The 17,338-nt window shown below is 73.2% G+C and carries 14 protein-coding genes; 6 read left to right on the top strand and 8 right to left on the bottom strand.

The window, feature by feature from the left end:
- Positions 1–57 precede the first annotated feature (57 nt).
- A complete protein-coding gene (locus AB0P07_RS33675) occupies positions 58–597 on the top strand; it encodes a hypothetical protein (protein WP_365557463.1) in 540 nt (179 codons plus the stop codon).
- A 107-nt stretch (positions 598–704) separates the two neighbouring features.
- Here AB0P07_RS33675 and AB0P07_RS33680 read toward each other — a convergent pair whose 3' ends face one another.
- From AB0P07_RS33680 to AB0P07_RS33690, 3 genes are all read right to left on the bottom strand, one after another.
- Entirely contained in the window at positions 705–896 is a 192-nt protein-coding gene (locus AB0P07_RS33680; protein WP_365557466.1) for a hypothetical protein, read from the bottom strand.
- 203 nt (positions 897–1,099) lie between these two features.
- On the bottom strand, positions 1,100–4,075 hold the full coding sequence (locus AB0P07_RS33685) for a BTAD domain-containing putative transcriptional regulator (RefSeq protein ID WP_365557469.1): 2,976 nt from the start codon (positions 4,073–4,075) through the stop codon (positions 1,100–1,102).
- 91 nt (positions 4,076–4,166) lie between these two features.
- A complete protein-coding gene (locus tag AB0P07_RS33690) occupies positions 4,167–4,586 on the bottom strand; it encodes a nitroreductase family deazaflavin-dependent oxidoreductase (RefSeq protein ID WP_365557471.1) in 420 nt (139 codons plus the stop codon).
- Between the two features lie 60 nt (positions 4,587–4,646).
- Between AB0P07_RS33690 and AB0P07_RS33695 the strand changes: the two genes are divergently transcribed.
- Positions 4,647–5,525: an endonuclease/exonuclease/phosphatase family protein gene (locus AB0P07_RS33695; protein WP_365557474.1), complete on the top strand. Its 879-nt coding sequence runs from the start codon at positions 4,647–4,649 to the stop codon at positions 5,523–5,525.
- Here the strand turns inward: AB0P07_RS33695 and AB0P07_RS33700 are convergent.
- Positions 5,497–7,014 carry a CehA/McbA family metallohydrolase gene (locus AB0P07_RS33700; protein WP_365557477.1) on the bottom strand — a complete coding sequence of 506 codons (1,518 nt, stop codon included), beginning with the start codon at positions 7,012–7,014 and terminating at the stop codon, positions 5,497–5,499. The two genes, AB0P07_RS33695 and AB0P07_RS33700, sit on opposite strands and share 29 nt — an antisense overlap.
- Positions 7,015–7,201: 187 nt before the next feature.
- Between AB0P07_RS33700 and AB0P07_RS33705 the strand changes: the two genes are divergently transcribed.
- Together AB0P07_RS33705 and AB0P07_RS33710 are read left to right on the top strand one after the other, a co-directional pair.
- Entirely contained in the window at positions 7,202–9,805 is a 2,604-nt protein-coding gene (locus tag AB0P07_RS33705; protein ID WP_365557479.1) for a bifunctional FO biosynthesis protein CofGH, read from the top strand.
- A 96-nt stretch (positions 9,806–9,901) separates the two neighbouring features.
- The gene (locus AB0P07_RS33710; protein ID WP_365557481.1) at positions 9,902–10,471 is read left to right on the top strand and encodes a hypothetical protein; all 570 of its coding nucleotides are present in this window, start codon (positions 9,902–9,904) and stop codon (positions 10,469–10,471) included.
- Here AB0P07_RS33710 and AB0P07_RS33715 read toward each other — a convergent pair.
- Together AB0P07_RS33715 and AB0P07_RS33720 are read right to left on the bottom strand one after the other, a co-directional pair.
- The gene (locus AB0P07_RS33715) at positions 10,455–10,967 is read right to left on the bottom strand and encodes a DUF2165 domain-containing protein (protein WP_365557483.1); all 513 of its coding nucleotides are present in this window, start codon (positions 10,965–10,967) and stop codon (positions 10,455–10,457) included. The genes AB0P07_RS33710 and AB0P07_RS33715 overlap by 17 nt on opposite strands.
- A 7-nt stretch (positions 10,968–10,974) precedes the next feature.
- On the bottom strand, positions 10,975–11,517 hold the full coding sequence (locus AB0P07_RS33720) for a serine hydrolase (RefSeq protein WP_365557486.1): 543 nt from the start codon (positions 11,515–11,517) through the stop codon (positions 10,975–10,977).
- A 47-nt stretch (positions 11,518–11,564) separates the two neighbouring features.
- On the opposite strand from AB0P07_RS33720, the gene AB0P07_RS33725 reads away from it, so the two are divergent.
- Positions 11,565–12,680 (top strand): ADP-ribosylglycohydrolase family protein, encoded by a 1,116-nt coding sequence (locus AB0P07_RS33725; RefSeq protein WP_365557489.1) that lies wholly within the window; start codon positions 11,565–11,567, stop codon positions 12,678–12,680.
- Positions 12,681–12,907: 227 nt separating this feature from the next.
- Positions 12,908–13,318 carry a VOC family protein gene (locus AB0P07_RS33730; RefSeq protein ID WP_365557492.1) on the top strand — a complete coding sequence of 137 codons (411 nt, stop codon included), beginning with the start codon at positions 12,908–12,910 and terminating at the stop codon, positions 13,316–13,318.
- An 85-nt stretch (positions 13,319–13,403) separates the two neighbouring features.
- On the opposite strand, the gene AB0P07_RS33735 is transcribed toward AB0P07_RS33730, so the two are convergent.
- Complete coding sequence (locus AB0P07_RS33735) at positions 13,404–14,990, bottom strand: sodium:solute symporter family protein (protein ID WP_365557495.1); 1,587 nt, start codon at positions 14,988–14,990, stop codon at positions 13,404–13,406.
- Positions 14,991–15,236: 246 nt separating this feature from the next.
- Positions 15,237–17,162, bottom strand: coding sequence for an MFS transporter (locus AB0P07_RS33740; RefSeq protein WP_365557497.1), 1,926 nt, complete (start codon positions 17,160–17,162; stop codon positions 15,237–15,239).
- Positions 17,163–17,338: the final 176 nt, after the last annotated feature.

The raw sequence follows: 17,338 nt of genomic DNA on the forward strand, positions 1-17,338 counted from the left end.
AGGGGCCGTGGCGGCCCGGTGACGTGTCCGTGACATCCGGGCACTAGCGTGATCGTCATGACGACACGGGGGCGAGCACTCAGGTACACGGCGATCTCGGCACTGGTGGTCCTCAGCCTGACCGGCTTCTCGACCGGCCGGCACGGCCACGGTCACGGAGGCGACGGGGGCGGCGGCTGCAGCAGCTCCGGTCAGGACCACGACAGCTCGTCGTCCACGTCGGGCGGCGGCGACGCCTACAAGGACGACGACGACACCTACGGCAGCGGCGGCAGCGGCTACCACGACCACGACGACGACACCTACGGCGACGGCACGGGCGGCGGCACCCACGCCGTGTCCGCCACCCTGGAACTGGTCGCATGCGCCACGCAGACCGAGCCGTACGCCACCGTCGAGGTCACCAACCCGAACGACAGCGAGTACACGTTCCCCGTCACCGTCCGCTTCATCGACGTGTACGGCACCGAGCTCACCGCCGGCCACGAGGAGGCCACCGTCCCCGCGCGGGGCGTGAGCGAGGTCCGCATCCCCTTCGACGGCTACAAGCCCCCGTACGAGTGCCAACTGGACGAGACGGTGACGTCACCGTCGTGACCCCGCGCCGCGGGGGCGCGGCCGAGCCCGGACACACGTCGGCCGCGGCGGCGTCCCCTCCGCGCCGCCGCGGCCGATCCCCGTGCGGGAAAAAGGTCGAGAAGGGCCTACTTGCCGTCGCCGTCCAGGTCCAGCGCCGGCGGGGCCGGGGCGTGGTTCTCCAGGGTCGTGATCTGCTCGTCGGCCGGAGGCTGGGGAGCGTGGTTCTCCAGGAGCCTGGCCTCGCCGCCGACGGGCGGTGCGGGAGCGTGGTTCTCCATGGTGACGATGTCGGCCGGCTTCTTCTCGGTCTCGCTCATGCTGCTCCCCTGAAAGTCGTTGCGTACGGGTGCCGATCGCCTCTGTCCGGCGACTCCCCCGAGTATCGCCGGACAGAGGCCTGCGCGGTCTCCCGGGTGGGTGGCCGCGGTGCGTGACCCGTCTGCCCCCCGACGCGACGGATCCGGGTAAGAGCTTGGCCCGTGGCCATAAACGTTCGATGAACGCCCGTGCCGCCGGCCCGTCATGCGGCGTCGACGGGTGAGGCGAGCAGGCGGCGCACCTCCGACGCCTCGGGGGCGTCGGCGCGTTCCAGCAGCGTCAGGGCCTCGTCCCAGCAGGCGCGCGCCCGGCCGCTCTGCCCCAGCGCGCTCAGGCTCTGTCCCAGGGTGTTCAGGATGCTGCCCCGGATGAGGTCGCCGCCGATGAAGCCGATCGCCAGGGCCTGTTCCGCGTGCTGGGCCGCCGCCGCGGGCCGCTTCGCGACCAGGTGCAGCTGCGCGATGCGGAAGTGGGCGGTGCCCTCCCACAGGCGCTGGCGGTTGGTGCCGAACATGACCAGGGCGTCCTGCATCTGCCGCAGGCCCTCCGCGTGCTGGTCCGCCCGCAGCAGCGCCACCCCGAGCGCGTAACGGGCGTTCGCCAGGCGCAGTGTGAGGCCGAGCTGCCGGAAGATGTCCACGCCCTGCTGCGCCAGTGCGATCGCGCTGTGGGTGCGGTTCATGCGCTCGTGCAGCCGCGAGAGGTTGCACAGGGCGCTTGCCTCGCCGGGACGGTTGTCGTCCGCGCGGTAGCCGTCGCGGGCGGTCGTCAGCAGCTCCTCCGCCTCCTCGTAACGCCCCTGGCTGAGCGCGATGATGCCCCGGTCGGTGGCGGCCCAGCCGATGGGCGTGGCGTCCGCGGCCTCGGTGGCGAGCTCGATGGCGAGCCGCGCCTCGTCGTCCGCCCTGGAGTACTGGCCGGCCGCCAGGAAGACGTTGGACAGCGCGGTCCTGGCCCGGCTCTCCGCCCGGATGTCGGCGGTCGCCCGCGCCGCGTCGCGCAGCGTCGTCGCGGCCGTCTCGTACTGCCGGGCGTTGGCCCCGGACTCGGCCAGGTCCTTGGTCGCCCAGAGCAGGTCGACCGCCCGGCGCAGTTCGCTGCCCGACACCTGCTGCTGCGCGCAGGCCAGCAGGTTCTGGGCCTCCGTGAAGAGCCAGTCCAGGGCCTCGCCCCGGTCCTCGAACGAGAGGCCCGTGTAGGAGGTGGGTTCCAGGTGGGCGACCGTCCGGTCCCCGGGCCGCTCGATCGCGTACACGCCCGCCGCCGTGGCCAGGTAGAAGTCCAGCAGCCGGGACAGCGCGGCCGCCCGTTCGCTCGGCGGCCGTTCGTCCCGTTCCGCGCACGCGCGGGCGTAGAGGCGGACCAGGTCGTGGAAGCGGTAGCGGCCCGGTGCCGCCGATTCGAGCAGCGACGTGTCCACCAGGGACTCCAGGAGCTCCTCCGCATCCTCCGCCGGCAGGTCCAGGACGGCCGCCGCCGCCGCGAGGGAGATGTCCGGGCCGTCGGCCAGGCCCAGCAGCCGGAAGGCGCGGGCCTGGACCGGCTCCAGCTGGCCGTAGCCCAGCTCGAAGGTGGCCTCCACCGCCTGGTCGCCCGCCTGCAGCTCGTCCAGCCGGCGCCGCTCGTCCGCCAGCTTCGCCGCCAGGACCGAGACGGTCCACGTGCGGCGGGCGGCCAGCCGGGACGCGGCGATGCGGATCGCCAACGGCAGGAAACCGCACGCGCCGACCACGTCGAGCGCCGCCTGCCGCTCCGAGGCGACCCGCTCCTCGCCCACGATCTTCGTGAAGAGGGCCAGCGCCTCCTCGGGCGACATCACGTCCAGGTCGACCAGCTGCGCCCCGGCCAGGTCCACCATCCGCACCCGCGCCGTCACCAGCGCGGCGCAGCCGTCCGTGCCGGGCAGCAGGGGCCGCACCTGGGCGGCGTCGCGGGCGTTGTCCAGGAGGACGAGGACCCGGCGGCCGTCCAGGGCCGAGCGGTACAGGGCGGCCCGCTCCTCCAGGGAGTCCGGGATCGCCGAGTCGGCGGTGCCCAGGGCGCGCAGGAAGGAGCCCAGTACCGTCTCCGGCTCCGCGGGCCGCGCCCCGGCGCCCTGGAGGTCGACGTACAGCTGTCCGTCCGGGAAGGCGGACCGCGCCTGGTGGGCGACGTGCACCGCGAGGGTCGTCTTGCCGACGCCACCGATGCCGGCCAGCGCCGAGACCGCCATCACGCGGCCCGTCGTCGCGCCCCCGGAGGCCGCGGACAGCACGTCGCTCAGCTCGCGGACGAAGGACGCGCGGCCGGTGAAGTCGGGGACCGTGGCCGGCAGTTGCGCCGGGCGCACCGAGGGCGTCGCCGTCTCCGCGGCCGGCCCGGAGGGCTCGGTCAGCTGCGGGTCGGCCCGCAGGATGCGCTGCTGGAGTTCCTGGAGGCCGGGGCGCGGGTCGACGCCCAGTTCGTCGGCGAGCAGACGGCGCGTGTCCGCGTAGACGGCGAGGGCCTCCGCCTGGCGGCCGCTGCGGTACAGGGCCAGCATCAGCAGCTCGCGCAGCCGTTCACGCAGGGGGTGGGCCGCCGTGAGCGCCGTCAGCTCCGAGACGGACTCGGCGTGACAGCCCTGCTCCAGGTCCATGCCGAGGCGGCTCTCGAGGAGTTGCAGCCGCCATTCCCCGAGCCGCACGCGCTGTGTCTCGGCGTACGGGCCCGGCACGCCGGCCAGGACCTCGCCGTCCCACAGGTCCAGCGCGCGGCGCAGCAGGTCGCGGGCGTGGCGCAGGTCCCCGGAGCTCCTGGCCTTCTCCGCCTCGGCGGCCAGGTCCTGGGCCCGCGCCAGGTCCAGCGCCCCCTCGGCCAGGCCCCGCACGGCGTACCCGCCCGACTCGCTGACCAGCACCCCCGGGTCGAGGACCTTCCGCAGCCGGGACGCGTACGTCCGTACCGCCGCCAGCGCCTGCGACGGCGGCTCCTCGCCCCACAGGGCGTCGATCAGCTCGGCCGCGGTCGCCGTACGGCCCTCGCGCAGCAACAGGGCGGCCAGCAGGGCCCGTTGCTGCGGCGAGCCGGTGGCCAACGTCTCCTCGTCCCGCCAGGCGCGCACCGGTCCGAGCACGCCGAAGCGGAGCGCGGCCGCCCCGTCCTCTTCCGCCGGGAATCCGGGACGCCGCTGCTCCGGAACCCGCGGTACACCGTCCATGCCGTCCCCCCTAGACATCCTGAGCAACCAGGCCAGTTTGCCTTGTTCATGCTGACCACGTCAGCCGTGGGAGACGCCGATCACAGGTTCCTCACCCCCTGCTCCCTTGTCCCTCCAGCTCCACCCGTACCGTCAGCAGCCCCGTCCCGACGCCCATCGCCCGCACCGCGAGGCTGTTGTAGCGGGGGAGGAGGCGCAGGCGGGCGCGCGGGTCGTCGTCGGGCAGGAGGTGGGCCGTGCCCGGGTACCAGCGGCCCCGCAGCCGGACCCGGACCCGCGGATCGGCCCGGATGTTGCGGACGTACTGCGACCGTTCGCCGAACTCCGACACCAGCCAGAAGCAGTCGCCGGTGCGGCGGCCGCCCACCGGGGTGCGGCGGGGCAGTCCGGAGACGCGGCCGGTGGTCTCCAGCAGGGTCTGGCCGGGCAGTCGGCGCACGACGGCGTTGAGCCGGCGCTGGAAGGCCGCCACGATCCGGTACTTGGTCTCCGCGGAGGACGAGGACGACATCGTTCGTTCACTCTCCTGTCTCGTGGGCCTCCATGTTCCCGTAAATCCTCGCCGGGGAAGATGCGAACGGGGCCGGGAGACGACGGGGGTGCGGGTGTGCGGGTCGTGACGTGGAACCTGTGGTGGCGGTTCGGTCCGTGGGCGGCCCGGCGCGAGGCGATTCTCGCCGTGCTGCGCAAGCTGGAGCCCGACGTCGTCGGCCTCCAGGAGGTGTGGGCCGTCGACGGAGGGGAGAACCTCGCCGAGTCGCTGGCCCGCGACCTCGGCCTGCACTGTGCCTGGTGGCCCTCGCCCGCGCCCGAGCGGTGGCAGCGGCGGATCGGGGACGACACGGTGGGTGCCGGCACCGCGGTGCTCAGCCGCCGGCCCGTCGTGGAGCGGGCGGTGCTGAAACTGCCCGCCCCCGCCGCACTGGACGACGGGCGGCTGGCCGCGTACGCCCGGCTGGACACGCCCGGGCACCGCGTCCCCTTCTTCACCGTCCACCTGACCTCCGGCGGCGGCCCCGCCCGTGCCGTGCGCCGCGAACAGGCCGCCGCTCTGGCCGAGTTCGTGACCGCCCACCGGCACGGCACCGCCCACCCGCCCGTCGTCACCGGCGACTTCAACGCCCGCCCCGAGGCGCCGGAGGTCCGCCTGCTGCGGGCCGCGGGGCTGCGTGACGCCTGGGAGCACGCGGCCCCGGGCGCGCCCTCAGGCACCTGGGACACCGCCAACCCGTACGTGGCCCACGCGGACGGCGGGCCGAGCGCACGGATCGACTACGTCCACGTGGGCCCGCCCGGGCCCGGCGGACTCGGCCGGGTCCTGGCGGTGCGGCGGGCCGCCGGCCCCGTCGACGGGGTCTGGCCCTCCGACCACGCGGCGGTCGTCGCGGACCTGGCCGACGGCGGGGCGGTGCCCGGGCCGGCTACCGCCCCAGGAACACCGGGTTCGTGAACGCCGCCAGTGCCCCGGGCAGGGGGCCCGCCGCCGTCTCGTGCCGCACCTCCGCCCGCACGTACGCCGCGTACGAGGCCGTCGTACGCCACTCCACGGTGCCCGCGCCCGACACCGGCAGCGGATCGCCGGTGAACAGCACGCCCTGGTCGGTGACGAACCGGACCGTGCAGCGCGGGGCGCCCGTCACCTCCAGGCGGACGGTGACCGGGGTGTCGCGGTCCACGCGCAGCCGCTCGCCGATGCCGGCGTGCTCGCCCCGGCCGCCGGACGCGGTGAAGGACAGCGACACCTTCGACGACTCGGCGACGTACGAGCGCCCGGCCCGGATGCCCTGCTGGATCGCCTCCCGGGTCAGGTCGTCGGCGAGGACGACGGTCTGCGGGCGGCCGATCACGTCGGGGGAGCGGTGGGAGTCGCTGTTGCCCATCGCCGGGATCCAGTCCCGCCCGTCGCGCACCGAGGCGACCAGCATGCCGTCCCAGTCGGCCAGCGCCACCTCGTCGTCGGGCGTGTAGGCGCCGTTCCACACCTCGACCGCGTCGGCCTCGCCGAACCCGAACTTCCAGTTGCAGCCGATGCAGGTGGCGTGCGGGTGGGCCGGCACGACCAGGCCGCCGGCGCGGCGGATCTGCCGGGCGAAACGGCCGAAGCGGTTGTCGCGGGCCCGATAGCGCCAGTCGACGAAGGTGCCGGGATCGGTGCCGAGGGCGACGACGTGACCGTTGCGGGTGGTCACCTCCTCGCCGAGCAGGACGAGCAGGTCGTCCCCGGCGAGATCGGCCCAGTGCGCGTGGGCGGAGTGCGTGTTGTGCTCCGAGGAGTTGATGAAGTCCAGGCCCGCCGCCCGCGCCAGCTCCGCGATCTGCGCGAGGGTGTAGCGGCCGTCGGAGTACTCGGAGTGCAGGTGGCAGTCACCCCGGTACCAGGCGCGCCCCCGCCCCTTGGCCCGCTCGGGCGGGTACACCGGACGGGGTGTCCGGTCCTCCTCGCCGTAGGTGAGCGTGATCGTGATCTCGTACGCCAGGCCCTGCGGGGCCACCGTGTACGGGCCGAGCGCGATGTGCCAGGTGCCCGCGCGCACCGGGACCGGGACGTAGCCCGGCGTGGCGGCGTCCGCGCGGACGAAGAACTCCGTGCGCGCCCCGCCCGACCAGCCGCAAAAGCCCCGGCCGCCCAGGTCGGTGCCGCGTTCGTCGAAGAGGCCGATGTCGAGCGCGTTGCCCTGGGTGCCGGCCGGCACGGCGGGGCGGTCGTAGGTGTAGGCGACGTGGATCTCGCGCACGCCCCGGGGGACTTCGACCGGGATGTACACGAAGTCGGGGGAGCCGGGCGGCAGGGTGCCGCGCACGGTCCTGGTGTGCCGTTCCCGGGGTGCCGCCGAGGCGAAGCTCACGCTTGACGACGTAAGCGCGGCGGCGGCTCCCGTCACGAACACCGCGCGTCTGCCGATCCCGGCGTGTTCCTGCTCGTGGACGTCCTCGCACATGCTGCTGCTCCCCAGGTGTCGTGGATGACATGGCACGGGTGGTGCAGGGGTTGGTGCGGACAACCCTCGTATTGAGCCGTGAACCGCGGTGCAAGGGAAGGGGGAAGACGGATGGAGGACCGGAAACGGCCGGGTGGGTCACCGGACGCGGCGCCCGTGCTGATCACGCCGCTCGTATGCTCGAAGGATGACGACTTCCGCGACCTCCGGAACCGGACCCGCCGACCCCGCAGGGCCCACCGAGAACTCCATGCGTCGCGCCCTCAAACGCGCCCGGGACGGCGTCGCCCTCGACGCCTCCGAGGCCGCCGTGCTGCTCCAGGCGCGCGGGGAGCACCTCGACGCCCTCACCGCGTCCGCCGCCCGGGTCCGGGACGCGGGCCTGGAGGCCGCCGGCCGGCCCGGCGTCATCACGTACTCGAAGAGCGTCTTCGTCCCGCTGACCCGGCTGTGCCGGGACAAGTGCCACTACTGCACCTTCGTCACCGTCCCCGGCAAGCTGCGCCGGGCGGGCCACGGGATGTTCATGTCGCCGGACGAGGTGCTCGACATCGCGCGCAAGGGCGCGGCCCTCGGCTGCAAGGAAGCCCTCATCACCCTCGGCGACAAGCCCGAGGAGCGCTGGCCCGAGGCCAGGCAGTGGCTGGACGCGCACGGCTACGACGACACGATCGCCTACGTCCGCGCGATCTCGATCCGCATCCTGGAGGAGACGGGCCTGCTCCCGCACCTCAACCCGGGCGTCATGACCTGGACGGACTTCCAGCGGCTCAAGCCCGTCGCGCCCTCCATGGGCATGATGCTGGAGACCACCGCCACCCGCCTGTGGTCCGAGCCGGGCGGCCCGCACCACGGCTCGCCGGACAAGGAACCGGCCCTACGGCTGCGGGTCCTGGAGGACGCCGGACGCTCCTCGGTCCCCTTCACCTCCGGCATCCTCATCGGCATCGGCGAGACGTACGAGGAGCGGGCCGAGTCCCTCTTCGCGCTGCGCCGAATCTCCCGCGCCTACCACGGCGTGCAGGAACTGATCATCCAGAACTTCCGCGCCAAGCCCGGCACGGCGATGCGCGGCATGCCGGACGCGGAGCTGGACGAGCTGGTCGCCACCGTCGCCGTCGCCCGGCACATCATGGGACCGTCCGCGTGCCTGCAGGCCCCGCCCAACCTGGTGGACGCCGAGTACGAGCGGCTGATCGGCGCGGGCATCGACGACTGGGGTGGCGTCTCCCCGCTCACCATCGACCACGTCAACCCCGAGCGCCCCTGGCCGCAGATCGACGAACTCGCCGCGAAGTCCCGCGCGGTCGGCTACGAGCTGCGCGAACGGCTGTGCGTCTACCCGGAGTTCGTCAAGCGCGGCGAGCCCTGGCTGGACCCGCGGCTGCGCCCGCACGTGGCCGCGCTCGCCGACCCGGTCACGGGCCTGGCCCGCCAGGACGCGGTGGTCGAGGGGCACGCCTGGCAGGAGCCCGACGAGGCGTTCACCGCCACCGGCCGCACCGACCTGCACGCCACCATCGACACCGAGGGCCGTACGTCGGACCGCCGCGACGACTTCGACGAGGTGTACGGCGACTGGGGCGCCCTGCGCGAGGCCGCCGCCCCCGGCATGGCCCCCGAGCGCATCGACACCGACGTGCGCGCCGCGCTCGCCACGGCGGCCGACGACCCGACGAAGCTCACGGACGACGAGGCGCTCGCCCTGCTGCACGCCGACGGCCCGGCGCTGGACGCCCTGTGCGGCATCGCGGACGACGTGCGCAGGTCGGTGGTCGGCGACGACGTCACCTACATCGTCACCCGCAACATCAACTTCACCAACGTCTGCTACACCGGCTGCCGCTTCTGCGCCTTCGCCCAGCGCCGCACGGACGCCGACGCCTACACGCTCTCCCTGGACCAGGTCGCCGACCGCGCCCAGCAGGCCTGGGACGTGGGCGCGGTGGAGGTCTGCATGCAGGGCGGCATCCACCCCGACCTGCCCGGCACGGCGTACTTCGACATCGCGCGGGCGGTGAAGGAGCGCGTCCCCGGCATGCACGTGCACGCCTTCTCGCCGATGGAGGTCGTCAACGGCGCCACCCGCACCGGCATGTCGATCAGGGAGTGGCTGGGCGCCGCCAAGGAGGCGGGCCTGGACTCGGTCCCGGGCACGGCGGCGGAGATCCTCGACGACGAGGTCCGCTGGATCCTCACCAAGGGCAAGCTGCCGACGGCCACCTGGACCGAGGTGATCGAGACGGCCCACGAGCTGGGCATCCGCTCCTCCTCCACGATGATGTACGGCCACGTCGACCAGCCCCGCCACTGGCTGGGCCACCTGCGCACCCTCGCCGGGATCCAGCGGCGCACGGGCGGCTTCACGGAGTTCGTGACGCTCCCCTTCATCCACACCAACGCGCCGGTCTACCTGGCGGGCATCGCCCGGCCCGGCCCCACCCTGCGGGACAACCGCGCGGTGACCGCGATGGCCCGTCTCCTCCTCCACCCGCACATCCCCAACATCCAGACGAGCTGGGTGAAACTGGGCACGGAGGGTGCGGCGGAGATGCTCCGCTCCGGCGCCAACGACCTGGGCGGCACCCTCATGGAGGAGACGATCTCCCGCATGGCGGGCTCGTCCTACGGCTCCTACAAGTCGGTCAAGGACCTGATCGCGGTCGCCGACGCCGCCGGCCGCCCCGCGAGGCCGCGCACCACGCTCTACGGCCCGGTTCCCGAGGAGCGGCAGCGGGCGGCGCGGGACTCGGACGGGCACCTGCCTGAGCTGCTGCCGGTCCTGGACTGAGGCGCGGGCGCACGCTTCGGAGGCGGGGCGGGTGCGCAGTACGATGATCGGGCCCCCGGTGTGTCGGGGTTCTCGTAGCTGAGGAGATGCGTGCCCGTGCCTGCCCGACTTCCCTCATGGGCGTGGGTCTCCGGTCTGACCGTGGGCGCGGTAGCGGCGGTGACCGTCCTGGCCGTACAGGCGGACCAGGGACCCCACCCCACCGCCGCGGCGACGAAGCCGCGCCCGTCGGCGTCGGCGTCGGCGTCGGCGGACCCCAAGCCGAAGGAGACCGCGCCGGCCCCGGTGCCGGCGGATTCCGGCACCGGGCGGCGCGTCGTCTACTCGGTCGGCCAGGACCGGGTGTGGCTGGTCGACGCCAGCGACGCCACCCGGCGGTCGTTCAAGGTCTGGCCGGGCACGGTCGACCCGGATCCGGGCAAGTACAGCGTCGGCACCCGCCGCCAGGACCCGACGACGGGCTCCGACGGGGTGCGGGTCGAGCAGATCATGTACTTCACCCAGGAGGACGGCGTCTGGGTCGCCTTCTCCAACGCCGTGGACGGCTCCTCCCCGCCGCCGCCCGCCGACGGTGCCAAGACGGGCGGCGTACGGCTGCCCAAGGCGGACGGCGACGCGCTCTGGGAGTTCGGCACGTCCGGCACGACGGTCACTGTGGTCGCCTAGCCTCCGCCGCCTCGCCGGACGGCAGGTGCGCCACGATCAGCACGACGCCGCTGAACAGGAGCACCCGCGTCGCCGCGTCCAGCCCGTTCCAGTCCTCCGACTGCCACATCGCGAACCACTCCCCGCCGATCGCGAGGAACCCGGCGCCGAAGAGCAGCATCAGCATGAGCGTGCCGTACGTGGTGAAGCGCCGCGCGGGGGCGTGCTGCCGGCGTATCCAGAGCCAGGTCGCCCAGATCAGCACGAGCGCGGCCGCGGTCTCCCAGACGATGATCGCCACGTAGGCGGTGTCCTGGAGCCCCTTGCTCGTGATCGCCCGCCACATCAGGTCGTCGTCCTTGAACGTGGTGTCCATCGCGAGGACGTGGTGCACGTACTGCTGGTTGTTGTCGAAGTCCGTGATGTTCCCGAGGGCCACGAGGGCGATGTAGAGGGCGAGGACCGCGGTGAGCACGGTCGAGGCGAGTAAAAGGGTGCTGCGGGGGTTCTTGGTCATGGCAGCACTATTGCGAAGCCGAGGGCCCCGCCCGTAGGCAGGGCCCGTAACGTGATCTCTTCGCAGCGTTCCGTCGGCGACATCCCCCGGCGGCCACCGAGCCGGACAGCGCCGTCGTCGCCACCGTGGCCGCGCGGCCGTCCCGCGTGGCGCCGCCGTAGGTCTGGTAGCCGTGGACGGAGCCGCCGTGGCCCCACAGCTCGACGCCGCAGGACAGGGGGGTGCGGAAGGGGCCCGGGCCGTAGCCGGTGCCGGGCGCGGGGGCGCCCTCGGCCTCCGGGACCGTGGTCCTCATCTCCTTCAGTTCGGCCGTCCCCAGGACCTCGCCGCCGGGCAGGGCGGCCAAGAAGCGGTTGAGGTCGCGCGGGGTGGTGACGAGCCGCCCGGCGGCCCAGGCCGGAAACGGGTCGAGGCTCCGTCCGTGAACCCGCCGCCCGCTCGATGGGCCCGGACGGCGGAAACCGGGTGTACCTGCCACCACTTTCGGCCGTGAGCGTTTCCACACCGATCCCGCCCGCCGCGGCCCTGAACCGACCGCGTCCGTTCGCATACAGTGCTGGGCGTCGTACGTACGCGCAGTGCCGAGGGGAGGTCCGGGTGGGCGGGACGACCGGCGCCGTCTGGGGGCGGGCCGAGCAGCAGGACTTCCGCAGCCGGGTGCGCGGAACGCTGCTCGGCGTGGCCGTCGGGGACGCCTTCGGCGCGCCCGTCGACTCCCTCGCCCTCGACGCGATCCGGGAGGCCCACGGCGCCGAGGGGCTGTCCGACCTGGCCCCGGCCCACGGCCGGCGCGGCGCCGTCACGCACCTCACCCAGCTCACCCTGTTCTCCGTGGACGGGCTGATCCGCGCCCAGGTACGGCGCGACACGGGCGCCTGGCACCCGCCGACCGACCTGCACCGGGCCTACCGGCGCTGGGTCGCCACCCAGCGCGACTGGGGTCCCGACCTGCGGCGCAAGGACGACGGCTGGCTGGCCCACGAGGAGTGGCTGTACGTCCGCCGAAACGCCCCGCGCGCGCTGCTGCTCGGCCTCGGCGACGAGACGATGGGCACGCCCGAGGCGCCCAAGAACCCGGACGAGCGCGGCCCCGAGGCCGCCGCCCGCTCGGCGCCGTTCGGGCTCCTGGTCGGCTGGGAGCCGCAGCTGGTCGCCCAGCTCGCCGTGGAGTGCGCGGCGCAGACCCACGGCCACCCCACCGGCTGCCTCGCGGCGGGTGCCTACGCCGTGGTCGTGCACGGGCTGGCGCGCGGCGAGAGCCTGGACGCCGCCGTGCAGCGGGCCCTGGCGCTGCTCGTCGCCCGGCCGGGGCACGAGCCCGTGGCGACGGCCCTGCAGCACGCCCTCGGCGCGGTACGGCAGGGGCTGCCGACCTCGGCGCGGGTGACCGAGCTGATCGGCGCGGGGACGGCGGAGGGCCTGGTGGCCGCCGCCGTGTACTGCGCCCTGGTCGGCGAGGACGTACGGCACGGGCTGCGCCTCGCCGTCAACCACGACGGCCCCTCGGCCGCCACCGGCGCCCTGACCGGCGGCCTGCTCGGCGCCCTGCACGGCGAGACGGCCCTGCCCCCGGCCTGGGTGGCGGAGCTGGAGGGCCGCCCGACCCTCCTGGAACTGGCCGACGACTTCGCCATGGAAATGACCCAGGGCCCCGCCCTCCACGGCCCGGCAAGCTCGTCCCCCGCCTGGCTGACGCGGTACCCGCGAGCGTGATCCCGGCCCGGCGCCCCGACGAGCCCACGCGGCCGGCACCGCACCGCCCGGCGTTCCGGGAGCCCGGTGGCCCGGCGCGCTCACGCGGCCGGGTGCGCTCGGCCACCGGGACGCGCCACGACCGTGGCCGCCGGCCGTCGCGGTCGCATGGGAGCGCGGGAAACCCTCGGCGGAACCGTCACGTTTCGAGAAGCGCCGCCCCGCGGGGCGCGGCTAGCGTGCCTGCCATGGACATCAGCATTCACACCACGGTTCTCCCGCACGACGACCCGGACGCGTCCCTCGCCTTCTACCGGGACGTCCTCGGCTTCGAGGTCCGCAAGGACGTCGGGAACGGCAAGATGCGCTGGATCACGGTCGGGCCGGCCGGCCAGCCGGACGTCTCGCTGCTGCTCTCGCCGCCCGCCGTGGACCCCGGCGTCACCGACACCGAGCGCCGCACCATCGCCGAGATGATGGCCAAGGGCACCTACGGCTGGCTCCTCCTGGCCACCAAGGACCTCGACGGCACCTTCGAGAAGGTGCGCGCCGGGAACGCCGAGATCGTCCAGGAGCCGACCGAGCAGCCGTACGGCATCCGGGACTGTGCCTTCCGGGACCCGGCCGGCAACCAGATCCGCATCCAGGAACTGCGTTAGCGGTGGACGCGGCCGGGTGTCCGGCCGGCGCCCACGCACCGTGGCCGCCGGCCGGACACCGGTCGTACGCCTGCCGGACGGAGGGTCAGTCGCCCACCCGGCTGCGCCCCACCGCGCCGTCCACCCCGCCCGCGGGCGTCGGGATCGCGGCCGCCGCGCCGGAGGCGTCGTCGCCGTCCCCGTCCGTGTTGACGCGCTCGATGATCGCGAGCCGTTCCGGGGTGTCCTCCGGCCTCAGGTAGCCGACGACGACGTACAGGACCAGCGAGACCGCCAGCGGGACGGAGACCTGGTACTCGAGCGGTACCCCGCCGTCCACGTTCCAGTTGATCGGGTAGTTGACCAGCCAGAACGCGACCAGGCCCAGGCCCCAGCTGGTGAGCGCCGCCGTCGGGCCCGAGCGGCGGAAGGGCCGCAGCAGTCCGAGCATCATCGGGATCGCGATCGGGCCCATCAGACCGGCGACCCACTTGATGACCACGGTGATGATGTCCTTGAACGTCGGCGAGTCGACCTGCGTCGCCACCGCCATCGAAAGACCGAGGAAGATCACCGTAGTCAGCCGGGCCGCCAGCAGACCCGACCGCCGCCCCCAGCCCCGGGCCCGCTTCGACAGCACCGGCGCCACGTCACGGGTGAACACCGCGGCGATGGCGTTGGCGTCCGAGGAGCACATGGCCATGGTGTGCGAGAAGAAGCCGACGATGACCAGCCCGAGGAGCCCGTGCGGCAGCAACTGCTCGGTCATCAGGGCGTAGGAGTCGGAACCGTCCGCCTTCTGCGACTCCACCAGCAGCGGCGACATCCACATCGGGAAGAACAGCACCACCGGCCACACCAGCCACAGCACCGCCGACAGCCGTGCTCCGCGCGCCGCCTCGCGGGCGTCGCGCGTGGCCATGTAGCGCTGGGCCTGGTTGAGCATGCCGCCGTTGTACTCGAAGAGCTTGATGAAGAGGAAGGCCAGCAGGAACACCGTCCCGTACGGGCCGACCAGCGGCTTTCCGTGTCCCTGGAGGGCGGGCTCGTCCCAGACGCCGAAGAAGCCGCCGTGGTCGCCGAGCTTGAGGACCACGGCCACGAACATCGAGACACCGGCCAGCAGCTGGATGACGAACTGGCCCAGCTCCGTCAGCGCGTCCGCCCACAGGCCGCCGATCGTGCAGTAGATGCCCGTGATGACACCGGTGATCAGGATGCCCTGGTTGAGGGAGATGCCGGTGAAGACCGACAGGAGCGTGGCGATGGCCGCCCACTTCGCGGCCACGTCCACGATCTTCAGCAGCATGCCGGACCAGGCCAGCGCCTGCTGGGTGGGCAGGTTGTACCGGTTCTTGAGGTACTCCAGCGGCGAGGCCACGTGCAGCCGTGAGCGCAGCCGGTTGATGCGCGGCGCGAACAGCTTGGAGCCGATGGCGACGCCGAGCGCGATGGGGAACGACCACGTCACGAAGGACGTGACGCCGTAGGTGTAGGCGATGCCGGCGTAGCCGGTGAACATCACCGCGCTGTAGCCCGACATGTGGTGCGAGATGCCGGACAGCCACCAGGGCATCCTGCCGCCGGCCGTGAAGAAGTCGCTGACGTCGTCCACGCGTTTGTGCGACCACACGCCGATCGCCACCATGACGGCGAAGTAGCCGATGAGCACGGACCAGTCGAGACCGTTCATGTGCCCCCTTCCGGGGTCCGCCTTGTGAACTCCGCTCAGCCGGTTGGCACTTCGCTTGAGCGGGGTAGGGGCGTGGCAGGCCGCGAAGTGCCCGCTCATCGTGGGTGCGCCGACGTGGGCACGACAAGGAAGGGGAAGGTCAAGAGGAGGTAAAAAGGTTCGACTTGCTGACCTACGTTCACCTACGTGAACGAGAAGGGGTGCCCCCGAAGGGGCCGCCCGGTCCGCTGCTCTCGGCCGCTCCGGCTACTTCAGCTCGTCGGGGCACGGCGTGCCCCGCTTCAGCCCGTACGGCGCCGCCAGCCGGTACGTGCCCGCCTGAGGGGCGACGAGCGTCGTCCACACGTCGCCGTCGGCGGTCTCCTCGGTCTCCGTCACACAGCCGTTGACGTTGTCGTACGTCTTCGGCGTGCCCTCCGGGGCGCTCTTGGAAGCCTCCGTCTCCTGCGGCGGCTTCAGCTTCTTGCCCTCCTCGTCGACGAGGCTCAGCCACGGCGAGTACGGCATCCGGACCAGGACGCGGCCGGGCTCCTGCACGTCGATGACCCACTCGTCCTGCTCGGCCCGCCGGACCACCGCGTTCGGTTCCGCCAACGGCGTCGGATCGGTCACCTTGAACAGCTGCCAGTTGGCGTCGCCCCAGATCTGCTGCAGGTACGGCAGACCCCGCTGCAGCAGCTCCCGCTCGCGCTTGCCGCCGTCGCCGTCCGGTTCGCCCTTGGGCAGCACCACGTAGTGCACCGCCCAGCGCTTCAGCCACTCGTGGTAGTTCGCCGAGTTGAGCGTGTCGTCGTAGAAGAGCGGGTTGCGCTCCATGTCGGCCTGCCGGGTCCAGCCGCGGGCCAGGTTCACGTACGGCGCGAGCGCCGAGGCCTCGCGGTGGGAGCGGGCCGGCAAGGCCTCCACCCGGCCCTGCTCCGCACCCACCTTCTGCAGCTCGTTGACGAGCGGCGCCAGCTCGCGCGCCCAGGAGGCGGCGGGCTGGGTGTGGATGGCGTCGTCGGCCGACTTGAAGCCGATCCAGCCCACGAAGCCGACCAGCGAGACCACCAGCGCGTACCACTTGCGCGACTTCGGCACCGTGAACGGCAGCGCCGCCACCAGCGCCACCCCGGCGAAGAGCATCGCGAGCCGCGTGATGTTCGAGCCGATCTGGGAGCTGATCAGCCAGACCAGCAGCACCGACAGGCCGTAGACCGCCGACGTGATCCGCACGGTCTTCCAGGTGCTCGGCACGAACCAGCACACCAGGCCCGCGTAGAGGAGCGGCAGCAGCGCCGAGCCGAACCCCATCGGCTGCGTGCCGGAGAAGGGGAACAGCACCGCCGACAGCGCGACGACCGCGCTCGGCGCCAGACCCAGCGACCACGCACCAGGGCGGCGCTTCTGCAGGAACAGCGCCACCGCCACCAGGCCCACGAACAGCCCCGACACCGGCGAGGCCATGGTCGACAGGGCGGCCAGCGGCGCCGCGCACAGTCCCTTGGCCCAGCGCTCGTACCGCCAGCGGTAGGGCCAGCAGAAGACGGCGGCGACCGCGCCGAGCCCGAACATCATGCCGAGCCCGAACGTCACCCGCCCCGACACCGCGTTGGCCAGCAGCCCGAACAGTCCGGCCAGCGACGCCCACAGCGGATTGCGGACCACCCGGCTGCGGATCAGGATCATCGTCAGCAGCCCGGCCGACACCGTCCCCGCGATCATCATCGTCGTGCGCACGCCGAGCACCGACATCAGGTACGGCGAGATCACGCTGTACGACACCGGGTGCATGCCGCCGTACCAGGCGAGGTTGTACGCGGAGTCCGGGTGCCGGCCGACGAACTCGGCCCACGCGTCCTGTGCCGCGAGATCGCCGCCACTGTTCGCGAACGTGAAGAACCACACTATGTGGAGCACCCCGGCCAGGGCCGTCACGGACAGCACGGGGTGGCGCAGCATGCGCTCGCGCAGGGCCAGGAAGGCGGTGTTCACGGCCGACGGAGTCTTCGGCTCGACGGGTGCGGACCGGGCAGCCGGTGACTCGGCAGGCCGGGGCCCGGAGGGACGAGGCTCGGAAGCCCGGGGCTCACCGTCGGCCCCGTGGGTGCGGGGTTCGGGTACACGTGGTCGCGGGCCGGCTCCCTGGCCCGGATCGGCGTCGTCGGCGCGTGTCGGCTCCGCAGTGGCCACCTGAAGGCACTCCCCGTGTCCCGTCTTCTTCTTTGGGCCGTGTCCCGTTCCCACGACCGGCGACTGCCCCGTTTCGTGACGCTAGCACGCGGCCCCGGACAGTTCCTCCTCCCTTTCGGGACCGTCCCGGGGCCTCGTGGGGCCTCCCCGGGCCTCCTGGCACGCCAACGCCCCCG

Source organism: Streptomyces sp. NPDC085944 (assembly GCF_040686295.1).
Classification (GTDB): Bacteria; Actinomycetota; Actinomycetes; order Streptomycetales; family Streptomycetaceae; genus Streptomyces; species Streptomyces salinarius.

Excerpts from the sequence above, each read along its gene's own strand:
- AB0P07_RS33675 (WP_365557463.1), top strand. The coding sequence starts at position 58 with ATGACGACACGGGGGCGAGCACTCAGGTACACGGCGATCTCGGCACTG.
- AB0P07_RS33680 (WP_365557466.1), bottom strand. The coding sequence starts at position 896 with ATGAGCGAGACCGAGAAGAAGCCGGCCGACATCGTCACCATGGAGAAC.
- AB0P07_RS33685 (WP_365557469.1), bottom strand. The coding sequence starts at position 4,075 with ATGGACGGTGTACCGCGGGTTCCGGAGCAGCGGCGTCCCGGATTCCCG.
- AB0P07_RS33690 (WP_365557471.1), bottom strand. The coding sequence starts at position 4,586 with ATGTCGTCCTCGTCCTCCGCGGAGACCAAGTACCGGATCGTGGCGGCC.
- AB0P07_RS33695 (WP_365557474.1), top strand. The coding sequence starts at position 4,647 with ATGCGAACGGGGCCGGGAGACGACGGGGGTGCGGGTGTGCGGGTCGTG.
- AB0P07_RS33700 (WP_365557477.1), bottom strand. The coding sequence starts at position 7,014 with ATGTGCGAGGACGTCCACGAGCAGGAACACGCCGGGATCGGCAGACGC.
- AB0P07_RS33705 (WP_365557479.1), top strand. The coding sequence starts at position 7,202 with ATGACGACTTCCGCGACCTCCGGAACCGGACCCGCCGACCCCGCAGGG.
- AB0P07_RS33715 (WP_365557483.1), bottom strand. The coding sequence starts at position 10,967 with ATGACCAAGAACCCCCGCAGCACCCTTTTACTCGCCTCGACCGTGCTC.
- AB0P07_RS33720 (WP_365557486.1), bottom strand. The coding sequence starts at position 11,517 with ATGCGAACGGACGCGGTCGGTTCAGGGCCGCGGCGGGCGGGATCGGTG.
- AB0P07_RS33730 (WP_365557492.1), top strand. The coding sequence starts at position 12,908 with ATGGACATCAGCATTCACACCACGGTTCTCCCGCACGACGACCCGGAC.
- AB0P07_RS33735 (WP_365557495.1), bottom strand. The coding sequence starts at position 14,990 with ATGAACGGTCTCGACTGGTCCGTGCTCATCGGCTACTTCGCCGTCATG.